General features: G+C 54.9%; 20 protein-coding genes, 3 tRNA genes and 1 pseudogene. 10 read left to right on the top strand and 14 right to left on the bottom strand.

The window, feature by feature from the left end:
* Positions 1 to 7: 7 nt before the first annotated feature.
* From gudD to ACXI0A_RS17205, 3 genes are read right to left on the bottom strand one after another with little or no spacing between them, the layout of a single operon-like run.
* Positions 8 to 1,339, bottom strand: a complete 1,332-nt coding sequence (gudD, locus tag ACXI0A_RS17195) for a glucarate dehydratase (protein ID WP_476147544.1) — start codon at positions 1,337 to 1,339, stop codon at positions 8 to 10.
* 10 nt (positions 1,340 to 1,349) lie between these two features.
* Positions 1,350 to 2,696 carry an enolase C-terminal domain-like protein gene (locus ACXI0A_RS17200; RefSeq protein WP_476147543.1) on the bottom strand — a complete coding sequence of 449 codons (1,347 nt, stop codon included), beginning with the start codon at positions 2,694 to 2,696 and terminating at the stop codon, positions 1,350 to 1,352.
* 9 nt (positions 2,697 to 2,705) lie between these two features.
* Positions 2,706 to 4,052 carry a D-galactonate transporter gene (locus ACXI0A_RS17205; RefSeq protein WP_476147542.1) on the bottom strand — a complete coding sequence of 449 codons (1,347 nt, stop codon included), beginning with the start codon at positions 4,050 to 4,052 and terminating at the stop codon, positions 2,706 to 2,708.
* Positions 4,053 to 4,221: 169 nt separating this feature from the next.
* On the opposite strand from ACXI0A_RS17205, the pseudogene ACXI0A_RS17210 reads away from it, so the two are divergent.
* Both ACXI0A_RS17210 and garD read left to right on the top strand, forming a co-directional pair.
* Positions 4,222 to 4,269, top strand: a pseudogene (locus ACXI0A_RS17210) (LEPR-XLL domain-containing protein); the annotation flags it as partial.
* Positions 4,270 to 4,558: 289 nt separating this feature from the next.
* Positions 4,559 to 6,118: a galactarate dehydratase gene (garD, locus tag ACXI0A_RS17215; RefSeq protein WP_476147540.1), complete on the top strand. Its 1,560-nt coding sequence runs from the start codon at positions 4,559 to 4,561 to the stop codon at positions 6,116 to 6,118.
* Positions 6,119 to 6,243: 125 nt separating this feature from the next.
* Here garD and ACXI0A_RS17220 read toward each other — a convergent pair whose 3' ends face one another.
* From ACXI0A_RS17220 to syd, 4 genes are all read right to left on the bottom strand, one after another.
* Positions 6,244 to 6,690, bottom strand: a complete 447-nt coding sequence (locus ACXI0A_RS17220; RefSeq protein WP_224933406.1) for a flavodoxin — start codon at positions 6,688 to 6,690, stop codon at positions 6,244 to 6,246.
* 12 nt (positions 6,691 to 6,702) lie between these two features.
* Positions 6,703 to 7,482 (bottom strand): tRNA pseudouridine(65) synthase TruC, encoded by a 780-nt coding sequence (truC, locus tag ACXI0A_RS17225; RefSeq protein WP_476147539.1) that lies wholly within the window; start codon positions 7,480 to 7,482, stop codon positions 6,703 to 6,705.
* The gene (locus tag ACXI0A_RS17230) at positions 7,482 to 7,808 is read right to left on the bottom strand and encodes a YqcC family protein (protein ID WP_224933408.1); all 327 of its coding nucleotides are present in this window, start codon (positions 7,806 to 7,808) and stop codon (positions 7,482 to 7,484) included. Before ACXI0A_RS17230 ends, truC begins: the two co-directional genes overlap by 1 nt.
* Positions 7,809 to 8,397: 589 nt before the next feature.
* Positions 8,398 to 8,946: a SecY-interacting protein gene (gene syd, locus ACXI0A_RS17235; protein ID WP_224933409.1), complete on the bottom strand. Its 549-nt coding sequence runs from the start codon at positions 8,944 to 8,946 to the stop codon at positions 8,398 to 8,400.
* A 62-nt stretch (positions 8,947 to 9,008) separates the two neighbouring features.
* On the opposite strand from syd, the gene queF reads away from it, so the two are divergent.
* From queF to xni, 3 genes are all read left to right on the top strand, one after another.
* Positions 9,009 to 9,854 carry an NADPH-dependent 7-cyano-7-deazaguanine reductase QueF gene (queF, locus tag ACXI0A_RS17240; RefSeq protein ID WP_476147538.1) on the top strand — a complete coding sequence of 282 codons (846 nt, stop codon included), beginning with the start codon at positions 9,009 to 9,011 and terminating at the stop codon, positions 9,852 to 9,854.
* Between the two features lie 186 nt (positions 9,855 to 10,040).
* Positions 10,041 to 11,396 carry a nucleotide 5'-monophosphate nucleosidase PpnN gene (gene ppnN, locus ACXI0A_RS17245; protein ID WP_476147536.1) on the top strand — a complete coding sequence of 452 codons (1,356 nt, stop codon included), beginning with the start codon at positions 10,041 to 10,043 and terminating at the stop codon, positions 11,394 to 11,396.
* Between the two features lie 38 nt (positions 11,397 to 11,434).
* Positions 11,435 to 12,190, top strand: a complete 756-nt coding sequence (gene xni, locus ACXI0A_RS17250; RefSeq protein ID WP_476147534.1) for a flap endonuclease Xni — start codon at positions 11,435 to 11,437, stop codon at positions 12,188 to 12,190.
* Between the two features lie 559 nt (positions 12,191 to 12,749).
* Here the strand turns inward: xni and rlmM are convergent.
* The 4 genes from rlmM to ACXI0A_RS17270 form a co-directional block, all read right to left on the bottom strand.
* On the bottom strand, positions 12,750 to 13,850 hold the full coding sequence (gene rlmM / locus ACXI0A_RS17255; RefSeq protein ID WP_476147533.1) for a 23S rRNA (cytidine(2498)-2'-O)-methyltransferase RlmM: 1,101 nt from the start codon (positions 13,848 to 13,850) through the stop codon (positions 12,750 to 12,752).
* Positions 13,843 to 14,238 carry a DUF423 domain-containing protein gene (locus ACXI0A_RS17260; RefSeq protein WP_034823080.1) on the bottom strand — a complete coding sequence of 132 codons (396 nt, stop codon included), beginning with the start codon at positions 14,236 to 14,238 and terminating at the stop codon, positions 13,843 to 13,845. The genes rlmM and ACXI0A_RS17260 overlap by 8 nt, the downstream gene beginning before the upstream one ends.
* A 50-nt stretch (positions 14,239 to 14,288) precedes the next feature.
* Positions 14,289 to 15,206: a transcriptional regulator GcvA gene (locus tag ACXI0A_RS17265; RefSeq protein WP_476147531.1), complete on the bottom strand. Its 918-nt coding sequence runs from the start codon at positions 15,204 to 15,206 to the stop codon at positions 14,289 to 14,291.
* 335 nt (positions 15,207 to 15,541) lie between these two features.
* On the bottom strand, positions 15,542 to 15,766 hold the full coding sequence (locus tag ACXI0A_RS17270) for a YgdI/YgdR family lipoprotein (protein ID WP_034823084.1): 225 nt from the start codon (positions 15,764 to 15,766) through the stop codon (positions 15,542 to 15,544).
* A 207-nt stretch (positions 15,767 to 15,973) separates the two neighbouring features.
* On the opposite strand from ACXI0A_RS17270, the gene csdA reads away from it, so the two are divergent.
* Both csdA and csdE read left to right on the top strand, forming a co-directional pair.
* Entirely contained in the window at positions 15,974 to 17,179 is a 1,206-nt protein-coding gene (csdA, locus tag ACXI0A_RS17275) for a cysteine desulfurase CsdA (RefSeq protein WP_476147529.1), read from the top strand.
* 4 nt (positions 17,180 to 17,183) lie between these two features.
* A complete protein-coding gene (gene csdE, locus ACXI0A_RS17280; protein WP_476147527.1) occupies positions 17,184 to 17,633 on the top strand; it encodes a cysteine desulfurase sulfur acceptor subunit CsdE in 450 nt (149 codons plus the stop codon).
* Here csdE and tcdA read toward each other — a convergent pair.
* Both tcdA and mltA read right to left on the bottom strand, forming a co-directional pair.
* On the bottom strand, positions 17,621 to 18,427 hold the full coding sequence (tcdA, locus tag ACXI0A_RS17285) for a tRNA cyclic N6-threonylcarbamoyladenosine(37) synthase TcdA (protein WP_476147526.1): 807 nt from the start codon (positions 18,425 to 18,427) through the stop codon (positions 17,621 to 17,623). The two genes, csdE and tcdA, sit on opposite strands and share 13 nt — an antisense overlap.
* 132 nt (positions 18,428 to 18,559) lie before the next feature.
* Entirely contained in the window at positions 18,560 to 19,708 is a 1,149-nt protein-coding gene (gene mltA / locus ACXI0A_RS17290; RefSeq protein ID WP_224933418.1) for a murein transglycosylase A, read from the bottom strand.
* Between the two features lie 204 nt (positions 19,709 to 19,912).
* Here mltA and ACXI0A_RS17295 point away from each other — a divergent pair.
* The 3 genes from ACXI0A_RS17295 to ACXI0A_RS17305 all read left to right on the top strand — a co-directional run bounded on the left by ACXI0A_RS17295 (position 19,913) and on the right by ACXI0A_RS17305 (position 20,246).
* A tRNA-Met gene (locus ACXI0A_RS17295) sits at positions 19,913 to 19,989 on the top strand.
* Between the two features lie 52 nt (positions 19,990 to 20,041).
* A tRNA-Met gene (locus tag ACXI0A_RS17300) sits at positions 20,042 to 20,118 on the top strand.
* Positions 20,119 to 20,169: 51 nt separating this feature from the next.
* Positions 20,170 to 20,246 (top strand) — tRNA-Met (locus tag ACXI0A_RS17305).
* An 80-nt stretch (positions 20,247 to 20,326) separates the two neighbouring features.
* Here ACXI0A_RS17305 and amiC read toward each other — a convergent pair.
* Positions 20,327 to 21,562: an N-acetylmuramoyl-L-alanine amidase AmiC gene (amiC, locus tag ACXI0A_RS17310; RefSeq protein ID WP_476147525.1), complete on the bottom strand. Its 1,236-nt coding sequence runs from the start codon at positions 21,560 to 21,562 to the stop codon at positions 20,327 to 20,329.
* Positions 21,563 to 21,695: the final 133 nt, after the last annotated feature.

Genomic DNA, 21,695 nt, shown 5'->3' on the forward strand with positions numbered 1-21,695 from the left:
GGAAACGTTAGCGCACGAGGCACGGACGCTTGTTATCGAATGTCCAGTTCGGCACAAGGAACTGCATCGCCTGCGCATCGTCGCGCGCGCCCAAACCGTGTTTCTGATACAGCGCGTTGGCCTGCATCACCTGATCCATATCCAGCTCGACGCCAAGACCCGGTTTTTGCGGTACCTGTACCATGCCGCCTTTGATCTGGAACGGCTCTTTGGTCAGGCGCTGATTGCCCTCCTGCCAGATCCAGTGGGTATCGATGGCGGTAATCGCGCCCGGCGCAGCTGCCGCCACGTGGGTGAACATCGCCAGCGAGATATCGAAGTGGTTGTTGGAGTGCGAACCCCAGGTCAGGCCGAAGTCGTGGCACATCTGCGCCACGCGCACCGAGCCCTGCATGGTCCAGAAATGCGGATCGGCCAGCGGGATGTCCACCGATTGCAGTGACAGCGTGTGGCCCATTTGACGCCAGTCGGTAGCGATCATATTGGTGGCAGTCGGCATACCGGTCGCGCGACGGAATTCCGCCATCACTTCGCGGCCAGAGTAGCCCTGCTCGGCGCCGCACGGATCTTCCGCGTAGGCCAGCACGCCTTTGAGTTGCTTACCAAGGATGATCGCTTCATTCAGCGACCAGGCACCGTTGGGATCGAGCGTGACGCGCGCCTGTGGGAAGCGTTTGGCCAGCGCCGTCACCGCTTCGGCTTCTTCGCCACCGCGCAGCACGCCGCCTTTCAGTTTGAAATCGTTGAAGCCATATTTCTCATACGCGGCTTCGGCCAGACGCACCACGGTATCCGGCGTCAGCGCCTCTTCATGGCGCAGGCGATACCAATCGCACTTGTCCGTCTCCTGGCTCTGATACGGCAGCGAGGTTTTGGTGCGGTCGCCAACGTAGAACAGGTAACCCAGCATCTCCACGCGGTCACGCTGCTGGCCATCGCCAAGCAGCGAGGCAACGTTGACGCCCAGATGCTGACCGAGCAGATCCAGCAGCGCCGCTTCAATGCCGGTCACCACATGGATGGTGGTGCGCAGGTCAAAGGTCTGATTACCGCGTCCGCTGGAATCGCGGTCGGCAAAAGTACTGCGCACCAGATTGAGGATGTTCTTGTACTCACCCACGGTTTTCTGCACCACCAGCGCCGCCGCATCTTCCAGCGTCTGACGAATTTTCTCGCCGCCGGGAATTTCACCCACGCCGGTGTGGCCGGCGTTATCCTTGATGATGACAATGTTACGGGTGAAGAACGGCGAATGGGCACCGCTCAGATTCAGCAACATGCTGTCGTGACCGGCCACCGGAATGACCTGCAGTAATGTGATTTTTGGTGTCTGACTCATTTCCTGCTCCTTATGCATGACGGCGACCGAAGGCCGGACGCTTACGGTCGAATGACCAACCGGGAACCAGATACTGCATCGCCGTGGCGTCGTTACGCGATCCCGCCGGCAGTGATTTGTACAGGGCATTGGCCTGATGCAGGCGATCCCAATCCAGCTCGACGCCGAGGCCTGGCTTATCCGGCACGGCAATCTTGCCGTTGCGGATTTGCAGCGGCTCTTTGGTCAGGCGCTGATCGCCTTCCTGCCAGATCCAGTGGGTATCGATAGCGGTGGGTTTGCCCGGTGCCGCCGCGCCAACGTGGGTGAACATCGCCAGCGAAATATCGAAGTGGTTGTTGGAGTGGCAACCCCAGGTTAAGCCCCAGTCGTCGCACAGTTGCGCCACGCGTACCGCACCGCTCAGCGTCCAGAAGTGCGGATCGGCCAGCGGGATATCGACTGAGTTAAGCATCACCGCGTGATTCATCTCACGCCAGTTGGTGGCAATCATATTGGTGGCGACCGGCAATCCGGTGGCGCGGCGGAACTCTGCCATCACTTCGCGGCCGGAATAGCCCTGTTCGGCCCCACACGGATCTTCTGCATAGGTCAGCACATCGCCCATGCCTTTGCACAAGCCGATCGCTTCATCCAGCGTCCAGGCACCATTGGGATCGACGGTGATGCGTGCATCCGGGAAGCGTTTTTTCAGTGCGGCAGCGGATTCAATCTCCTGCTCGCCCGGCAATACGCCGCCCTTCAGTTTGAAATCTTTGAAACCGTATTTGTCCTGTGCCGCTTCCGCCAAACGCACCACCGCTTCTGGCGTCAGTGCTTCCTGATGCCGCAGGTGATACCAGTCATGGCTGGCACCTTCGCCGGTCAGGTAGGGCAAATCGGTTTTACGACGATCGCCGAGATAGAACAGATAACCGAGTACCGTCACTTCATCACGCTGCTGGCCCGGACCGAGCAATTCCGCCACCGGCACGCCGAGGCATTGGCCCAGCAAATCCAGCAGTGCCGCTTCCAGCGCGGCGACCGCGTTGACGCGCAGTTCGAAGGTCCAAGCACCTTTACCGAAGGTATCGAAATCCGCCGACTGATTGCCTTTGTGCACCTGCTGCACCAGACGGTTCATGCGTGCCACCTGTTGGCCTTTGACCTGCGGAATCGCCTCCATCAGCGTTTGATAGATGGTCTCGCCGCCCGGTGCTTCACCGACGCCAGTGTGACCATCGCTGTCGGTCAACACCACAATGTTGCGGGTGAAGCAGGCACTGTGCGCACCGCCAATGTTCAGCAGCATGCTGTCGTAACCGGCAACCGGAATCACCTGCATATCGGTGATCACCGGGCTACTTTGCGTATTCATATCTCGTCCTTATGCTCGGTGTTTCAGTTCAATACGTTTGATATCGCCCGTAATGAACAGGAAGCTAAATGCAGCGACAAAGGCGTGAATCCCCACATAAATCAGCGCACCTTCGAAAGAACCGGAAGCGGCGATGATGTAGCCGATAGCAATTGGCGTCACGATGCCGGAGAAGTTGCCGAACATGTTGAACAAGCCGCCGCTCAAACCACTGATCTCTTTCGGTGCGGTATCCGCCATCACTGCCCAGCCCAGCGCGCCAATGCCCTTGCCGAAGAACGCCATTGCCATAAACAGCACCACCACCCATTCGGTTTCGGTGTAGTTACACATCACCATGCTGATGGAGAGCAGCATGCCGACCACAATTGGCGTCTTACGCGCAATGTTCAGCGAACCGGTTTTGCGCATCAGGTAATCGGAAATCACGCCACCTAACACGCCGCCCAGGAAGCCGCAGATGGCGGGAATCGAGGCGATCATGCCTGCTTTCAGAATCGACATGCCGCGTGCCTGCACCAGATACACTGGGAACCAGGTGATAAAGAAGTAGGTCAGCGCGTTCACGCAGTACTGTCCGAGGTAGATGCCCCACATCATGCGAGTTGCCAGCAGCTGCTTGATTTGGAACCACTTCTCGTCCCAGCTCACTTTGCGCTCCGCCTTTTTGGCATCCATATTGATCAGCGCACCGCCCTGTTCCATGTACTCCAGCTCGGCTTTGTTGACGCCCGGATGGTTGTTCGGGTCGTGCATGAACTTCAACCAGACGAAGCTCAGGATGATGCCCAGTCCGCCCATAAACCAGAACACATGCGCCCAGCCTACTTCGGCCACCAGCCAACCCATGATCGGTGCGAAGATCACCGTGGCGAAATACTGCGCCGAGTTAAAAATCGCCACGGCAGTCCCACGCTCTTGTGCCGGGAACCAGGCCGCAACAATTCGGCTGTTACCCGGGAACGACGGGGCCTCAGCCAGGCCGACCATAAAGCGCAGCAGGAACAGTGAAACCACGATGCCGAAGCCGCTGAACAGATCGACAAAGCCCTGCAGCAGGGTGAACAGCGACCAGAGGAAAATACTCCAGAAGTAGACGCGTTTTGAGCCAAAGCGGTCGAGCAGCCAGCCGCCAGGAATTTGTCCAATAACGTAAGCCCATGAGAAGGCGGAGAAGATATAGCCGAGACCGACCGAATCGAGGCCGATATCTTTAGACATTGCGGAACCGGCAATCGAAATGGTTGCACGGTCACCGTAGTTGAATGAAGTGACGATAAATAACATCACCACAATCCAGTAACGGGCGTTGGTGCGTTTTTGCACCGCTTCCGCTGTCTGGCTGAAACTATTCATGATGCACTCCTGAAATATAGCGAACGCTACATTCACTCTGACTGCATACACATCGCGTTGGGTATCAGAATGATGTCGGGTTAAACACGGCGATTGTTGTTATGGCAAAACGATGATGCGTCGTGACAAATAACCAAACGTTGAAGAACGAGAATCAGTATAGGAACAGCCCCACCACGAGGCATTGGAAGAACGCATGATGATGAGCGGTGATTGATACGGATTTTATGGCAATTGCACATATCCCTGCGGCGTAGCTCACGGAACCTGATTTTTCACCCATGGATTGATTAAGAAGCAGCCAGCCAACGTGCGCTTTGTGAGTCTGTTCACTTGTATTTGGATAAACGAACCAAACTCCGCGATTAAAACCGCTAAAAGCCAGTCAGTTGCACAATGCGCTGGCCAATACCCCTGCATATACTGAGGCTGGCAAAAAATGATGACGTGACGGAAGCATTTACAACGCGCTGCCATGTACAGCGCGACGCACTGGAAGGTGAGCAATGAACCGACCGCTAACAGAGAAACCGCTTTATATAAAAGTACACGATGCCGACAACGTGGCGATCGTGGTCAACAATCAGGGGTTACCCGCTGGCACCCTCTTTGAAGATGGCTTGCAGCTCACGGAACACGTGCCGCAGGGACATAAAGTGGCGCTGGTGGATATTCCTAAGAACGGCGCCATCCTGCGCTACGGCGAAGTGATCGGCACCGCGTTGCGCTCGATTGCACAAGGCAGCTGGATTGAAGAATCCCTGGTGGCGCTCCCTGAAGCGCCTCCGCTCAACAGTTTACCCCTGGCGAACAATGTTCCCCCCGATCTGCCACCGCTCGAAGGTTACACCTTTGAGGGTTATCGCAACGCCGATGGCAGCGTGGGAACGCGCAATCTGCTCGGTATTACCACCAGCGTGCACTGTGTGGCTGGCGTAGTGGATTACGTAGTGCAAATCATTGAACGTGATCTGCTGCCGCGTTATCCCAACGTCGATGGCGTGGTGGCACTGAACCATCTTTATGGCTGTGGTGTGGCGATCAACGCGCCCGCTGCGGTGGTGCCAATTCGCACCATTCATAACCTCGCGCTCAATCCTAACTTTGGTGGCGAAGTGATGATCGTCAGTCTCGGCTGCGAGAAGTTACAGCCAGAGCGTCTGCTAACCGGCACGCCGGATGTACAGGCGATTTCGCTGGATGATCATGACATTGTGCGTTTGCAGGATGAACGGCATGTCGGTTTCGGCGCGATGGTGGATGAGATTCTTCAAGTCGCCGAACGCCATCTGAAAAAACTGAACCTGCGCCAGCGCGAAACGTGCCCGGCATCAGAATTGGTGATTGGCACGCAATGCGGCGGCAGCGATGCGTTTTCCGGCGTCACCGCCAACCCGGCTGTCGGCTTCGCCTCTGATTTGCTAGTGCGCTGCGGTGCTACGGTGATGTTCTCTGAGGTGACCGAAGTACGCGATGCGATACATCTGCTAACGCCGCGCGTGGTCGATGAAAACGTCGGTCAACGTCTGCTGGAAGAGATGGCGTGGTATGACGATTATCTCAGCCAGGGACAAACCGATCGCAGCGCGAACCCTTCGCCGGGGAATAAGAAAGGTGGACTGGCGAACGTGGTGGAGAAAGCGCTCGGTTCGATAGCCAAATCAGGCCGCAGCCCGATTGTGGAAGTGCTATCACCCGGTCAGCGCCCGACAAAGCGCGGTTTGATCTATGCGGCAACACCGGCCAGTGATTTTGTCTGCGGCACCCAGCAGATGGCATCCGGGATCACCTTGCAGGTGTTCACCACCGGCCGCGGCACGCCATATGGTCTGGCTGCGATTCCGGTAATTAAGATGGCGACACGCAATGCGCTGGCTGAGCGCTGGCACGATCTGATGGATATCAATGCGGGCACCATTGCTACCGGCGAGGAGAGTATTGAGCAGGTGGGCTGGCGGTTGTTTGAGTTGATTCTGGAGATTGCCAGTGGTCGCAAACAAACCTGGTCCGATCGCTGGGGAATTCGCAATCAGCTGGCGGTGTTTAATCCGGCACCGGTGACCTGATGGTCATCAGCCCCTCTCCCAACATCGGAGAGGGGAATAATCTGGGGGGCCTGAAAATCATCACCTCATTTTCAGGCCCTTTAGATTGCCTATGGTCGCTTGCAAGAGCCAACGCGAAGGCAGAATTACAGCAGTTTACCCCAGTTCTCAACCCACGGTGTGGTCACTGACTCAGGCTCTGGATCTTCTGTGGCATCCACCAGTAATACATCACCGATGCGTTTGGCACTCTGTTCCTGCAAGGTGGCATCAAAGGTTTTGCCCGCACCGCAGAAGTTGTCATAGCTGCTGTCACCCAACGCAATCACGCCATAACGCAACTCCGGCTGGTAACCGACTTCATCGCGTACCTGCACATACAAACGAGCAATATTGTCCGGGAAATCACCCTGGCCGGTGGTGGAAGTGACAATCAGCACCACATCCTTGCTGTAAGCCTGCCAATCCGCCAGTGACGGATCTTCAAAGACTTTCACTTCGTGGCCTTGCTCTTCCAGTACCGGCTGCGCTTCTTCCGCTACCAGCAATGCATTGCCGTAAACCGTACCTGTAAAAATGCCAATCTTTGCCATCTTGCCGCTCCTTTATTCTGTTGGCTTATCCTGGACTGCCTCGTCGGCAAACTCAACCCTGGGAACGTCAGGGATCTGATCCTGCCAGCCAAACTGTTGCAGCATGCCTTGCCAGACGCGATCCAACCCCGCGCGGATCACCAAAGGTTCTCCGGTCACCGGATGCGTGAGGCTCAGCGCACTGGCATGCAGCATCAATCGATTCATACCAAAATGTTCTGCTGCACCGCGGTTCTGCCGCAAATCGCCATGGGCGCTATCGCCAATAATCGGATGGCGCAGGTGCACCATATGGCGACGCAGCTGATGTTTGCGGCCGGTATGCGGTGACATCTCCACCAGGGTATAACGCGCGCTGTCGTAACGGCTGATCGCCACAGGCATTTCCACCTGTGCCAGCGAGCGATAGTCGGTGACGGCTTCCTGTGCGATACGTTCCTGAGTCGCGAACTTATCGGCAATTTTATCCAGCTCTTCGATCAGCGGGTAGTCGAGCGTCGCGCTGCCATCCAGCCAACCACGCAGCACTGCGTGATAGGTCTTCTGCATTTTATGCTGCTCGAACTGCTGTGACAGCAAATGCGCCACTTCGCTGGAGAGCGCCATTAACAGCACGCCGGAGGTGGGGCGATCGAGACGATGTACGGTAAATACGTGCTGACCAATTTGATCGCGTACCGTTTGCATCACCACCACTTTCTCGTCGCGATCGAGCCAGCTACGATGCACTAGCCAACCTGAGGGTTTATTGACGGCGACCAGCCACTCATCTTGATAAAGGATTTCTAACATTAAGAGGTCGGATCCTGAAAAAGCGCGTCAAACTGCCCTAATGTCAGCAACAGGACTGCATGGCCTGACGTGGTGGCTGGTAACGCGACTTCATAGTAAGGCGTCACAGAGAAATTCTGCGGCAGTGGCGCGCCAGCTTCGATTAGCGCAGAAAAGCGTGGGATGAGCACCCATTGCAGCCACTCTAGCGGCTCCATGGTATTGAGACAGAAAGGCTCGGTGCTGGCGAAGGCTGCCGCCTCAGGGGATTGCGTCTGCCAGTGGCCGTGTTCGCGCATCACCGCTTCGATCTGCTGCAGCTGTTGAATAATCATTTGCGACGACATACGCCACCTCCAGAGAAAAATTGGGCGGCAAGCATACCATTAGTCGTTCACGCTGCAAAAAAGGCATAAAAAAAGGGAGCACTGTGATTACAGTGCTCCCGGTTTCGTTCGCAGCATTCCCGCCACCGCTGTGCTCCCTGCTCATCCATGACAACTCTTCCTCTGCTTTCCATTGCCTGTCATCGTGACAGTTATCCTTAGCATCCTGGCCCACCACCATCCACGTGGCTCTCATTCTCCGTCCTGGAGGTGTCCCTGACTCAATCCTGAGTGTCCTGCTTCATCCTGAAGCCTTCCATGTGCCGTAAACTCCGTTACGTTCCTGCCTCCTGGCTGACATTCTCCTGAACGTCTCTTTATCCCCAGCATCCTGCCAGTGGTGACTATTCTGTCAGAAACCATCGCAATAACAAGTTAGTAAGACGCGTTAATAGATTTCTCACACTACTAATTTTAGGAGTGATGCCATAAGCTTATGATTCACAATATTTTTACATCTTTATCTTCCGGATGGCTGCAAGACGATCTAGCGATCTCTCACACCTAATGTGAGAGATCTCTTACAAACCCAACCTGCGAAATCTGCCACTCAGGTACTAACCGGTTGTAAATCATTAAGAAATGTCTGAATGCTCGTGGCCAGTACCTGACGCTTTTTACTACCAGGCTGTTCAAGAATAACTTCACCTGAAAGGTTACACAGAGCAATCACATCCTGCTCCGATTCAGTAGTAGCAATAAATAATGTTGGACTCTGTTTTAAGCGGCGCTTCATTACCAGATGGCCAATCAGATTCTCCTGCAAGCGGGTAAAGTCTGATTCGCTCCACACCTGTAACAAAGTAACCGGCTGCTGTTGAAAGGTCGCGGTCATATCACCGGCAAATTGCGAGGTGTAAAAGGCATTGATATCAGAATGCAGCTGAATTTCCAGCGCTCGCTCCACGGCTTCCAGGGTCGCTGGCAAGGTAAACGGCTGTGGTTGCCACAGAACACGATCATCCAGCGTGCTGACAACACAGGGGGATGGCACACCCAGCAGATCCTCACTGGCGGGCAGATGTCCTGCCTGCTGCTGCCAATGTTGCACATAACGGGCGGTAAACTCACGCAGGGCATCTGCGGTTTGCTGCATCATTCATCTTCTCGCTTGTGATCGGTTACACTTAGCCACTTTGATGGAATTTAGTGGTAACCGATATGTCTTCTGAAAACCGCGATCAGGCGTTAAGCGGCCTGACGTTAGGTAAGCCCACGGCTTATGTTGATCGCTACGATAACACGCTGCTGCAATCGGTGCCGCGCAGCCTGAATCGTGAACCGCTTGGGCTTTACCCAGATAACCTGCCGTTTCAGGGCGCAGATATCTGGACGCTGTACGAACTCTCCTGGCTAAACAGCAAAGGCGTGCCGCAAGTGGCGGTGGGCGAAGTGGTGCTGCGCGCGGACAGCGAAAACCTGATCGAGTCCAAGAGCTTTAAGCTCTATCTTAACAGTTTTAACCAGACGCGTTTCGCTGACTGGGGCGAAGTGCGACAGACACTGGAGCGTGATCTAGGCGCCTGCGCCAATGGCGAGGTCAGCGTGGCGCTGTTCCGTCTGGGTGAAGTAGAAGGTCAGCCGATCGGCCATTTCAACGGCGATGTCATCGACGAGCAGGATATCGAGATCCACGACTATGCTTTCAATGCCGATTATTTAGCGCAGGCTGCGGGCAGTGAAGTGGTTGAAGAAACGCTGGTGAGCCATTTGCTGAAATCCAACTGTCTGATCACTCATCAGCCCGATTGGGGTTCAGTGATGATTCGCTATAAAGGCCCACGTATCGATCGCGAAGCCCTGCTGCGTTATTTGATCTCCTTCCGTCAGCACAATGAATTCCACGAACAGTGCGTGGAGCGCATTTTCAACGACATCCAACGCTTTTGCCAACCAGAAACCCTGACCGTCTACGCACGCTACACGCGCCGTGGTGGGCTGGATATCAACCCGTGGCGCAGCAACGTTCCCTTCTCTCCAGGATTTTCCCGTCTGGTTCGTCAGTAACAGATTGCGAGACGCCTCGCAGGCCGCAGCACGGATGCGCGGTTCCACTTGAGCATTCACTGCGGACAACGTTACTCTGTCAAAGGCGCTAAGGTTTAGACCTGCGTCCCGAAGGATTTTCGTCACTGCGTTCAGCAGGTTAAGCGCAGCGTCACCCGTCACGCATTTGCGTGTAAAGGAGTTCTCTTGATTACACATATCAGCCCGCTTGGCTCAATGGATCTGCTCTCCCAGTTGGAAGTCGACATGCTGAAGCAAACGGCCAGCAGCGACCTTTACCAGCTTTTTCGCAACTGCTCATTAGCGGTGCTCAACTCCGGCAGCCAGACCGACAGTAGTCAGGAACTGCTCTCCCGCTTTGAAAGCTTTGATATCAACGTGCTGCGCCGTGAGCGTGGCGTAAAGCTCGAACTGATTAATCCGCCGGAAGAAGCCTTTGTCGATGGCCGTATCATCCGCTCATTGCAGGCCAACCTGTTTGCGGTGCTGCGCGATATCCTGTTTGTGAATGGCCAGCTTGAGCGCAGCGATCAGCAGAACGCTGATGATTCCGCGCACATTACCAATCAGGTGTTCTCAATCCTGCGTAACGCGCGTGCGCTGCACATCGGCGAATATCCCAACACCGTGGTGTGCTGGGGTGGCCACTCGATTAACGCCGTGGAATATCAGTATTGCCGTAATGTCGGCACGCAAATGGGCCTGCGCGAGCTGAACATCTGTACTGGCTGCGGGCCTGGCGTAATGGAAGCGCCGATGAAAGGTGCAGCGGTGGGCCATGCTCAGCAGCGCTATCACGACAGCCGTTTTATTGGTCTGACTGAGCCGTCCATCATCGCGGCTGAGCCACCTAATCCGCTGGTGAATGAACTGATCATCATGCCGGATATCGAAAAACGCCTCGAAGCCTTTGTACGCATCGCCCATGGTATTGTGATTTTCCCTGGCGGCGTCGGTACGGCGGAAGAGCTGCTGTATCTGCTGGGCATTCTGATGAATCCACACAACAGCGATCAGGTAATGCCGCTGATTCTGACCGGACCCAAAGAGAGTGCCGACTACTTCCGCGTACTGGATGATTTCATCGTCAATACGCTGGGCGAAACTACACGTAAGCACTACAAAATCATCATTGATGATGCGGCTGAAGTGGCGCGTCTGATGAAGAAAGCGATGCCGCAGGTGAAAGAGTATCGTCGTGAAACCGGCGATGCCTACAGCTTTAACTGGTCGATTCGCATCGCGCCAGAGTTGCAGGTTCCCTTCCTGCCCACGCACGAAAATATGGCCAATTTGAAACTGTTCCCCAACCAGCCTGCGGAGAAACTGGCGGCAGATTTGCGTCGCGCCTTCTCTGGTATCGTTGCTGGAAACGTCAAGGAAGTGGGTATCCGCGAAATTCGTGAGAAAGGCCCCTACCAGCTTCAGGGTGACGCGGACATCATGCATCGCATGGATGAGCTACTGCAGGGCTTCGTCGCACAACAGCGTATGAAGCTGCCGGGCAGCGCCTACATCCCCTGCTACGAAATCATTAAATAACCCACCAGGAAGGCAGCCTGCGGGCTGCCGCTATCACTATGTCGTTTCATCTTCTGATTATTGATGCGCTGAACCTGATCCGCCGTTTGCATGCCGTGCAAGGCACACCCTGCCGCGAAGCCTGCGTCGCCGCGCTGCATCAGCTATTAGGCCACACGCAACCGACGCACGTTGTGGCGGTATTCGATAGCCACGATCGTCACCCTGGCTGGCGACATCAGCTGCTGCCCGATTACAAAGCGGGCCGTCCACCGATGCCGGATGATTTGCAAATGGAGATGCCCGTTATCCAGCAGGCCTTCGAGGCTGTTGGCGTGCCTTGCTGGGTCGCTGATTTGGATGAGGCCGACGATCTTGCCGCCACGCTGGCAGTGAAAATGGCCGATGCCGGACATCAGGCGACGATCGTCTCCACCGACAAAGGCTATTGCCAGTTGCTGGCACCCAATATCCGCATCCGCGATTATTTCCAGAAACGCTGGCTGGACGTGCCCTTTATTGAGCATGAGTTTGGCGTCACGCCCGCACAATTACCCGATTACTGGGGACTGTGCGGCATTAGCAGCAGCAAAATCCCCGGCGTTACCGGCATCGGCCCTAAAAGCGCCCGCGATTTACTCACGCAGTTCGGCACCCTGGAAGCCCTGTATCAGCAGTTCGACCAGGTCCCGGAAAAGTGGCAAAAGAAACTGCGCGATCACCAGCAGATAGCTGAGATTTGCCGCCAGGTCTCAACGTTAAAACGCGATTTGGTCCTGCAGGGGAATTTAAATACATTGCGGTATAAGCCGTGAATGGCAGGTGCAGCACCCTCTGCCACATAAACACGCGAATATCTTGATAGGTGGTAGGTGCAAAAAATTGTTCTGCTACGAGTATAACGCGAGAGATCCTGCGAAATAATTTGTTGCAGCAAGGCGGCAAGTGCAGCCAACGCATCAGTGGCGCGAAGTATGACGGAAGATCAGGAAGAATTAAAAGAGTGCGCAGAATTTCCCTAAATAATTCGTGTCACGGGAAGGCGGCAAGTTTATTAAGTCCCCAGGAGCATACATCAGTATGTGACTGGGGCGTATAAACGTAGCCAACGCACCTGTGGCGCGAAGTATGACGGGAAATGCATCCTGCGAAATAATTTGTGCTACAGCAAGGCGGCAAGTGCAGCCAACGCATCAGTGGCGCAAAGTATGACGGAAGATCAGGAAGAATTATAATAGTGCGCAGAATTTCCCTAAATAATTCGTGTCACAGGAAGGCGGCAAGTTTATTAAGTCCCCAGGAGCATACATCAGTATGTGACTGGGGCGTATAAACGTAGCCAACGCACCTGTGGCGCGAAGTATGACGGGAAATTTAGCGTTCGTCGCGACGGCCGCCCACAGCCGCCCAAAGCCGGCGCACATGCACGGTAATCTCTTCCCGGTCGTGATACAGCTGGCGTGCCTGGATCTGAGCATTGATGCCCTTTTCTTTCAACGCCTCATCGATCATGGCCAGATTTTGCGTAACCTCTTCATAACGCTTTTTCATCGGCAGCTTGAGGTTGAAGATCGCTTCACGGCACCAGCCGTTAACCAGCCACTCCGTCATCAAACTGGCCACACGCACCGGTTTTTCCACCATGTCACACACCAGCCAACTGATGTTACTGCGCGACGGGCGGTATTTGAAACCGTCTTCACGACAGTGCGTGACTTGCCCGGTGTCCATCAGGCTTGGCGCCATCGGACCGTTATCTACGGCGAACACCCACATGCTGCGTTTCACCAGTTGATAGGTCCAGCCGCCGGGGCAGGCTCCCAGATCCACGGCATACATGCCGCTGCCCAAGCGCTCATCCCATTCGTCAGCCGGGATGAAGACGTGAAACGCCTCTTCCAGCTTCAGCGTTGAGCGGCTTGGCGCATCCGACGGGAACTTGAGGCGCGGGATACCCATATAGAACGGTGAGTTATTCTCTGGCAGCGAGTAACCGACATAGCAGGTACCCGGTGCAATAAAGAACACATGCACCACCGGACGTTTCGGTGATTCGTAGTTGAGCAGGATTTTGCTCTCACGCAGGTTGGCGCGCAGCGGCACGGTTAACTTACGGCAGAACTTGGTCAGTTCTTTCGCTTCATTGGTATCCGGCACTTCAACACGCAGCTCACCGCCCTTCTCCACCACACCGGTTAACATGCCGACAATCGGGGTAATACGATCTTCTGGCGGCAAGTCGCGCAGCAGTTCGCCCACCACCAGCATCTGACGTGCAAAGATCAGCTCGGCAAACGGCAGCGTTTGAATCAGCTTTTCAGCATCTTCCTGCTGATAGCACTCATAAAGCACGTAGCCGGAATCATCTTTAACGCGCGCAAAACCGTAAACCTCACGCTCTGCGGCTTTGGCACTGATTTCTGCCGCGCACTCTTTCTCGAAGCCAGGACGGCAATAGAGCAAAACTTTATTCATGGCGATCCGCCTTTCGTTTAAGACGCAATGCGCCAATCAACATCAAGAACCAGCCAATCAGGAAGAACAATCCTCCTACTGGCGTAACAAAAACCCAAAACTTTAAGTGCGACAGCGCTAAGCAATATAGGCTGCCACTGAACAACACGGTGCCAAGCGCCAGCGCGGCGCTGCTCCAGTAAAACCAGATATTGGCGCGACGCAGCATCGCCGCACCCAGACCAATCACCGCCAATGTGTGATAGGCCTGATATTCCAGACCGGTATGGATCCACGCCATTTCGGCCGGGCCGAGCGATTTGCTCAGCACATGTGCTCCAAAAGCACCAAATGCCACCAGCAGGAATCCGCTAATGGCGGCAAACACAAACATGGCACGACTGGACATTCTTTCTTCCTCAAGATGAAACTGCACATCACTGTGCAGCATTCAACGCATTAGTGATCGTAGCGAAAGCGGAATTTTTCTTGTTCAGCTGCGGCTTTTTCCAGGATCCACTGACGAAAGGCGGCTATTTTACCCAGTTCTGCCTGGCTGTCATGACAAACCAGATAAAAAGCGTTTTTACTGACTAACACGTCATTAAATGGACAGACCAGCCGTCCGGCTTCAATTTCACTCTGCGCCATCACATTATTGGCCAGCGCCACGCCCTGTCCGTGAATCGCCGCCTGCAGCACCATCGCGCTGTGGCTGAAAATCGGCCCCTGCTGCACATTAATGTGCTGCAATCCTAATTGACGAATATAGGATTGCCAGTCGCGGCGCGAGGCATCATGCAGCAGCGTAAAGTGCGCCAGATCGGCTGGTGTCTTGAGCGGATGGTCGCCAGTCAGGCACATTGGCGAGCAGACCGGCAGCAAATATTCGGCGTACAGTTTCTCAACGCGCAAACCTGGCCAGTTGCCGCGACCATAAAAAATCGCCACGTCGACATCATCGGCCAGTTTCTCTTCATCACGGTCGACCGCCTGGATGCGCACATCAATGCCCGGATAAGCCATATTAAAGCTGGATAGACGTGGCACCAGCCACTGAATGGCAAAACTGGGCAGCAGGCTGACGGTTAAAGCGCCCTTCGCGCTGCGCGCCTGAAGTTTACGCGTTGCATCGTTGATAGCAGAGAAGATCTCTTTGATATCCAGATAGTAGCTTTGACCTTCTTCTGTCAGTAAAAGCGAACGATTCCTCCGTCGAAATAGCTTAAGACCGAGGAAATCTTCCAGAGATTTAATCTGGTGGCTAACAGCTGCCTGGGTGACAAACAGCTCTTCAGCGGCTTTAGTAAAGCTTAAATGGCGGGCTGCAGCATCGAAGACGCGTAAAGCATTAAGCGGTGGAAGGCGTTTTGACATGGTTTTCCATCTGCGGATTCACAAGGTAACAGTCCAACTTATACAAGGTCGTTACGTATTAGTTATTTTAATCCGAGACATTATAATTTGTCCGTTGAGGAAGCTCCAGCAAATACCTATAGTTGCCGCACTTCCTGAGCCGGAACGAAAAGATTTCTGGAAACGTGCGAGAGATCGCAGACTTTTGGAGAGCTTTTGGCTTGTGGTCGTGATGTTGTGTTTGCATTTTGATCTGACGATTGCAGATCAAGCTTTTAATTCCTGTAGATTTACCCTGTCTGTCCAAGTGATTTTAAGTAGCACCGCAAATTGCGGTGCTTTTTTTTGCTTGCTGCTTACTGACCCATCTCAACCATCTCTTTCACATCCGTGCGATTGATCTGCTGCTCGTTGCCATTGGCATCTTTATAGCTGATCATACCGGTTTCATCGTCAACTTTCGGTTTCCCGTCCGCTACAATGGTGCGACCATCATTGGTATGCATGACATAATTGCTGGAACAAGCAGCCAGGGTAAAGGCCATGGTACACACGGCCAGCACTGCGGCGAGTTTTTTCATCTTCTATCTCCTTGCAGATTGATTGCATTAAACCACCCGCAACGCTGACCAGAGGCAGCAAAAAGTGAAATCGACTGGTTAAGGTCGATTCGTTATGCGGGTTTCGGTTCAAACCTTGCAATAATTAGCATAACGCGCTTTTCCAGCTTTGCCAGCCAACCGGCCGGGTTTCAGCCTGGTCCTAAAATTGAATACAGTGGGTTTCGTATGACCATCTTCTCCCCAACTGCCTTCCGTGCGCAGTTTCCTGCGTTAAGCGATGCGGGCGTATATCTCGATAGCGCAGCCACTACGCTGAAGCCTCAGGCGGTGGTTGATGCTACGGCGCAGTTTTACAGCTTGAGTGCAGGAACCGTGCATCGCAGCCAGTTCAAAGCGGCACGCGCGCTGACGGAGCAGTATGAGCAGGCGCGTGGCCGGGTTGCTGGATGGCTTCATGCCGGCGATGACCGTCAGATTGTCTGGACGCGTGGAACCACAGAAGCCATCAATCTGGTGGCTAACAGCTGGCTGGCTCCGCGCCTACAACCCGGCGATGAAATCGTGGTGAGCGAAGCCGAGCATCACGCCAATCTGGTGCCGTGGTTGATGGTGGCGAAAGCCGCAGGTGCGAAAGTGGTGAAATGGCCGATTGGCGCGGATCGTTTGCCAGATATGCGTTTACTGCCTGATTTACTCAACGCACGCACTAAGTTGCTCGCAATTGGGCAGATGTCGAATGTCACCGGCGGCTGCCCGGATCTGGCGCAGGCGATTGCACTGGCACACCATGTTGGCGCAAAGGTAATGGTAGATGGCGCACAAGGTGTGGTGCATGCGCCTCCCAATGTTCAGGCGCTGGACATCGACTTCTACGCCTTCTCCGCGCACAAGCTGTATGGCCCGATGGGCATCGGCGCGCTGTATGGCAAAGCCGGGCTGCTGGAAGAGATGGATGCGTGGCAAGGCGGCGGCAAGATGTTATCGCACGTCGACTTTGATGGCTTCACGCAGCAGGCAGTGCCGTGGCGATTTGAAGCCGGCACGCCTAATGTTGCGGGCGTGGTGGGCCTGAGCGCCGCGCTGGAGTGGCTATCACATCATCACGCAGAAAAAGCCGAGATGTGGAGCCAGCAGCTCGCCAGTCTGGCCGAAGAGCAATTAGGTGAGATTCCCGGCTTCCGCAGTTTTCGTTGTGGCAATGCCAGTCTGCTGGCGTTTGATATCGCGGGTATTCACCACAGCGATATTGTCACGCTGCTGGCAGAACAAGACATCGCACTGCGCGCCGGACAGCATTGTGCCCAGCCATTAATGGCGGCACTGGGTGTCAGCGGCACCTTGCGTGTGTCGTTCGCCCCCTATAATAATTTGCAGGACGTGGATGCGCTGGTGCGCGCCATGCATCATGCCGTAGACCTGTTGAGTGAATAACCCTATGACCACCCTGATCGGCCCGCATCCGTTTGGCGATGTGATTACTGAAGCCAGCCTGACCGAAAAATTTACTCATTTTCATCAGTGGGAGGATCGTTATCGCCAGCTGATCCAACTCAGCCGCCTGCTGCCTGCTCTGGAAGATGAGGTGAAGACGGCAGAGATCGAGCTGAGCGGTTGCGAGAATCGTGTCTGGCTGAGCAGCCAGCTGCTGCCAAATGGCACGCTGCACTTTTACGGTGACAGCGAAGGCCGCATCGTGCGCGGTTTGCTGGCAGTGCTGCTGACGGCGGTGGAAAGCAAAACGCCAGCCGATCTGTTAGCACAAGATCCGCTGGCGTTGTTTGATACCTTAGGCCTGCGTGCGCAGCTTAGCGCCTCACGCAGCAGTGGCTTAAAAGCGTTGGCGGATGCAGTGCAACGTGCGGCACAGGCGCATCAAACAGCCTGACGCGCCGCACGCGCGAGGAATTTCTTCAATGCATGCGACACCGCGATAAACCCGAAGGTGGCGGTCACCATGGTGGCCGCCCCGAAGCCCGCCGCACAATCCATACGTTTCGGGCCTTCAGCGGTGCTTTTGGACGTACAAACACTGCCATCCAGCTGCGGATACACCAGCGCCTCGGTGGAAAACACGCAATCAATTCCTAACTTGCCTTTGCTGTTCTTCACCACACCAAAGTCGCCTTTCAAGCGCTCACGCAGTTTTGCCGCCAGCGGATCCTGAATGGTTTTGGCTAAATCGCTGACCTGAATCTGTGTCGGATCGATTTGCCCGCCCGCACCGCCGGTGGTGATCAGCGGGATCTTGTTACGACGACACCACGCAATCAGCGCCGCTTTAGGACGCACACTGTCAATCGCATCAATCACGTAATGAAAACCGGCTGACAGCATTTCAGCGGTGTTATCCGGCGTGATGAAATCATCAATGCAGATCACTTCGCACTCCGGATTGATAGCGCGAATACGCTCCGCCATCACCTCTGTTTTCGCCTGTCCCACTTTGCCTTGCAGGGCATGGATCTGGCGATTGGTATTGGTAATGCAAACGTCGTCCATATCGATCAGCGTGATTTTGCCAATTCCGGTGCGCGCTAACGCTTCAGCGGACCACGAACCGACGCCGCCAATACCAATCACACAAAAATGGGCGTCGGCAAAACGTTGCAGTGCCTCTTCCCCATACAGACGTGCCGTACCGCCAAAACGTTGCCGCCAGGCATCGCTGACTACTTTCATATCAAACCTTTTGATGCGGTGCGCATAAATGCGCACCCTACAGAAACAGTGATGGACGTATTGGATCGCGATGACTGGCGACCCATGACAAATCAGCTGAATCATCCGGCTGATTTACCGCAGGGAAGAATATCAATTCGCCCCAATAATCAGTGAACCATTATTGCCATTTTGCGGATTGCTGAACAGCGGCTGCCCAGCACCCGGCGCGGCTTTCAACACCCAAACACGGCCATAGTGGTTATAGAATCCGGCCAGGTGCGCGGCATCGGGCCCCACACCTTGATAGATGTCGAAGTGCTGGCCTTTAATTGCCCCACCCACATCCAGTGCCACCATCAGGCGCATCTCATACTTGCCGTTAAATTTGCCCTTCTCGTTCAACTGCGGCACTTCGGCTAACAGCGCCGTACCTGCGGGAATCAATGAACGGTCGGATGCGACAGACGCTTTGGCAATCAAAGGCACCGCGCTGGCACCGCGCACCGGCACATACTCTTCTGGCTTAAAGAACACGAAGGATTGATTGGTTTCCAGTACATTACGTACCTGCTCCGGCGAATGCTCCTGCGCCCACTGACGGATCGCCTGCATCGACATATCTTCGCGCTTCACTTCGCCACGATCGATCAGTTCTTTACCGATACTGTGGTAGGCCCAGCCATTCTTGCCGCCGTAACCAAAGAAGCGCATCGGGCGGCCGTCCCCGAAATCAACGTAGCCGCTGCCCTGCACGTCCATCATAAAGTTGTCGATCAACGAGTTGCTCCAGGCAATCACGTAACGATCGTCGAGTCCGCCACTATATATAGAAGCACGGCTCGGCAGTTTCTGACCGCGCGTACGCGGCGGCATGCGGTAAATCGGATACTGGAACTCGCCCTGGCGGGTATAGCGAGCTTCCACCACGGGTGTGTAATAGCCGGTAAACTGCACGTTACCGTAATTATCGGTGCCTTCCATCTGATAAGCGTTAAGGCCGAACTGACTCAGCTGACGAGTATCGGCACCGGAGAGTAGCCAGTTCTGGATGGCGCTGTAAGTCCCGGTGTTGCGGCTATACAACCCGGATGATGCACCCTGAATCTGTTGCACCTGCACGCCAAAATCGCGGCCGTTAACGGGACGCCCTTTAGCATTCGGTTCATTGACCAGCCCGAGCGGTTGCTCCAGCTTGCCATCTATATATTGCTGACCTCGGTCAGTCGGTTTCGAACTACAACCCGCTAACAGCGCGAGAAACGCGCCAGTAAGTGCATACTTCGCCCAATATCCTTTCATCACTTTCTCTTTTTCTCGGTTGTTTGCACCGCGACGATAGCAAAGGGGCAGAGAGAATGAAATCCGCCTCGGGCTACCGCGCTCACATCTGTACAATTAATCGCCCAATGGCACTATTATTCACCAACTGGCTGTAAATTTAAGGCTTTAACACAAAAAGGGGTTGCATCGCCGCGCGTCCAGAGTATAGTGCGCATCCACGGACGCGGGGTGGAGCAGCCTGGTAGCTCGTCGGGCTCATAACCCGAAGGTCGTCGGTTCGAATCCGGCCCCCGCAACCAATTCTTCTTAAGTGAAGAGACAATTTGAAAGTCGTGTAACGCGTCAGACGGACGCGGGGTGGAGCAGCCTGGTAGCTCGTCGGGCTCATAACCCGAAGGTCGTCGGTTCGAATCCGGCCCCCGCAACCAATTGTCTTAAGAAGAATACAATGTGAAAAGTCGCTTAATGCGGCAGACGGACGCGGGGTGGAGCAGCCTGGTAGCTCGTCGGGCTCATAACCCGAAGGTCGTCGGTTCGAATCCGGCCCCCGCAACCAATTACAGATAAGCACCTTAACGGGTGTTTTTTTGTTTTTGGCCTCCAGTAAAAAAAAGCGGCACTGTGGCCGCCCTCCTCTTAGCGACGCGCCAGCACCGCCCCCTTATCGAAATACGCTTTAATCCCATGCAGAATCGCCTCAGCCACCTGATGCTGATAACGCGGCGTGCGCAGCTTACGCTCCTCCTCCACATTACTGATAAACGCCGTTTCCACCAGAATCGATGGAATATCCGGGGCTTTTAGCACCGCAAAACCCGCCTGGTCCACCGTGCGTTTATGCAGGTGATTGATGTGGCCCATGCGCGATAACACTTCTTTGCCAAATTTCAGGCTGTCGCTGATGGTCTGCCGCTGCACCATATCGAACATGGTGTGATCCAGATAGCGGTCGCCGCTCATGCTGACGCCTCCAATCAAATCCGATTCGTTCTGAGTCTGCGCCAGGAAGCGAGCTGCGGTCGAGGTAGCGCCGCTAGTCGAGAGCGCAAACACCGACGAACCGCGCGCCGCACGGCTGGTAAAGGCATCGGCGTGAATCGAGACAAACAGATCGGCGCGCTGCTTACGCGCTTTTGCCACCCGCACGCGCAGCGGGATAAACACATCCTCGTTGCGCGTCATATAGGCTTTCATGTTGCGCTCTTTGTCGATCAGCGCCTTCAGGTAGCGGCCAATCTTCAACACAATGTCTTTTTCGCGCGTTTTGTATTTGCCATGTGCGCCGGGATCTTCGCCGCCGTGGCCGGGATCGATCATGATGATGATTGGACGATCGCGCCCCGCTTTACCCGGTAAAGGGGCTTGCGCCGGTTGATCGCGCTCCAGGTCGCCCTGGTTGTAATCGTTCAGTAACGCCAGTAGCGGATCCTCTTCCCGCGAGGGCTGGCTCGGATAGAGATCGACCACTAAGCGATGTTTGATGCCCGCCACAGGTGCCAGTGTGAAGATCTTCGGCGCGACGTTGCGCTTCAGTTCCAGCACCACGCGCACCGTGTTGGCATCAAACTGGCCAACACGCGCATTTTTAATAAAGGGATCGTCAACGCGTACTTGCTTATCCACCCCTTTCAGGACCGGATTGATATGCAGGTTCTCAATGTCGATCACCAGGCGGTCGGGGTTGCTCAGGGCGAACTGTTTATATTTGAGGGGAACATTCGACTCCAGGGTGACGCGGGAGTAGGTCGATGAGGGCCAGATGCGCACCGCCACAATGTGCTGGCTGGCTGCCAGTCCGGTTCGCGTTACGCTCAGGAGGACTAACGCGCCCGCACCCTGTAATAATCGTCGTCGTGTAAAAGCTTCGGACATGCCGCTCCAACTGCTGTGTAATGTCTAAAATATCGTCAATCGACGAGTGGAAGGCGAAAACTTTGCTTAGCAAGCCGTATCGTGTTTTGCCAGAAAAACCAGATAATGCAGGCTGTTAGCGAGGGTTGCATCA

The organism is Pantoea sp. C1E2 (assembly GCF_056491465.1).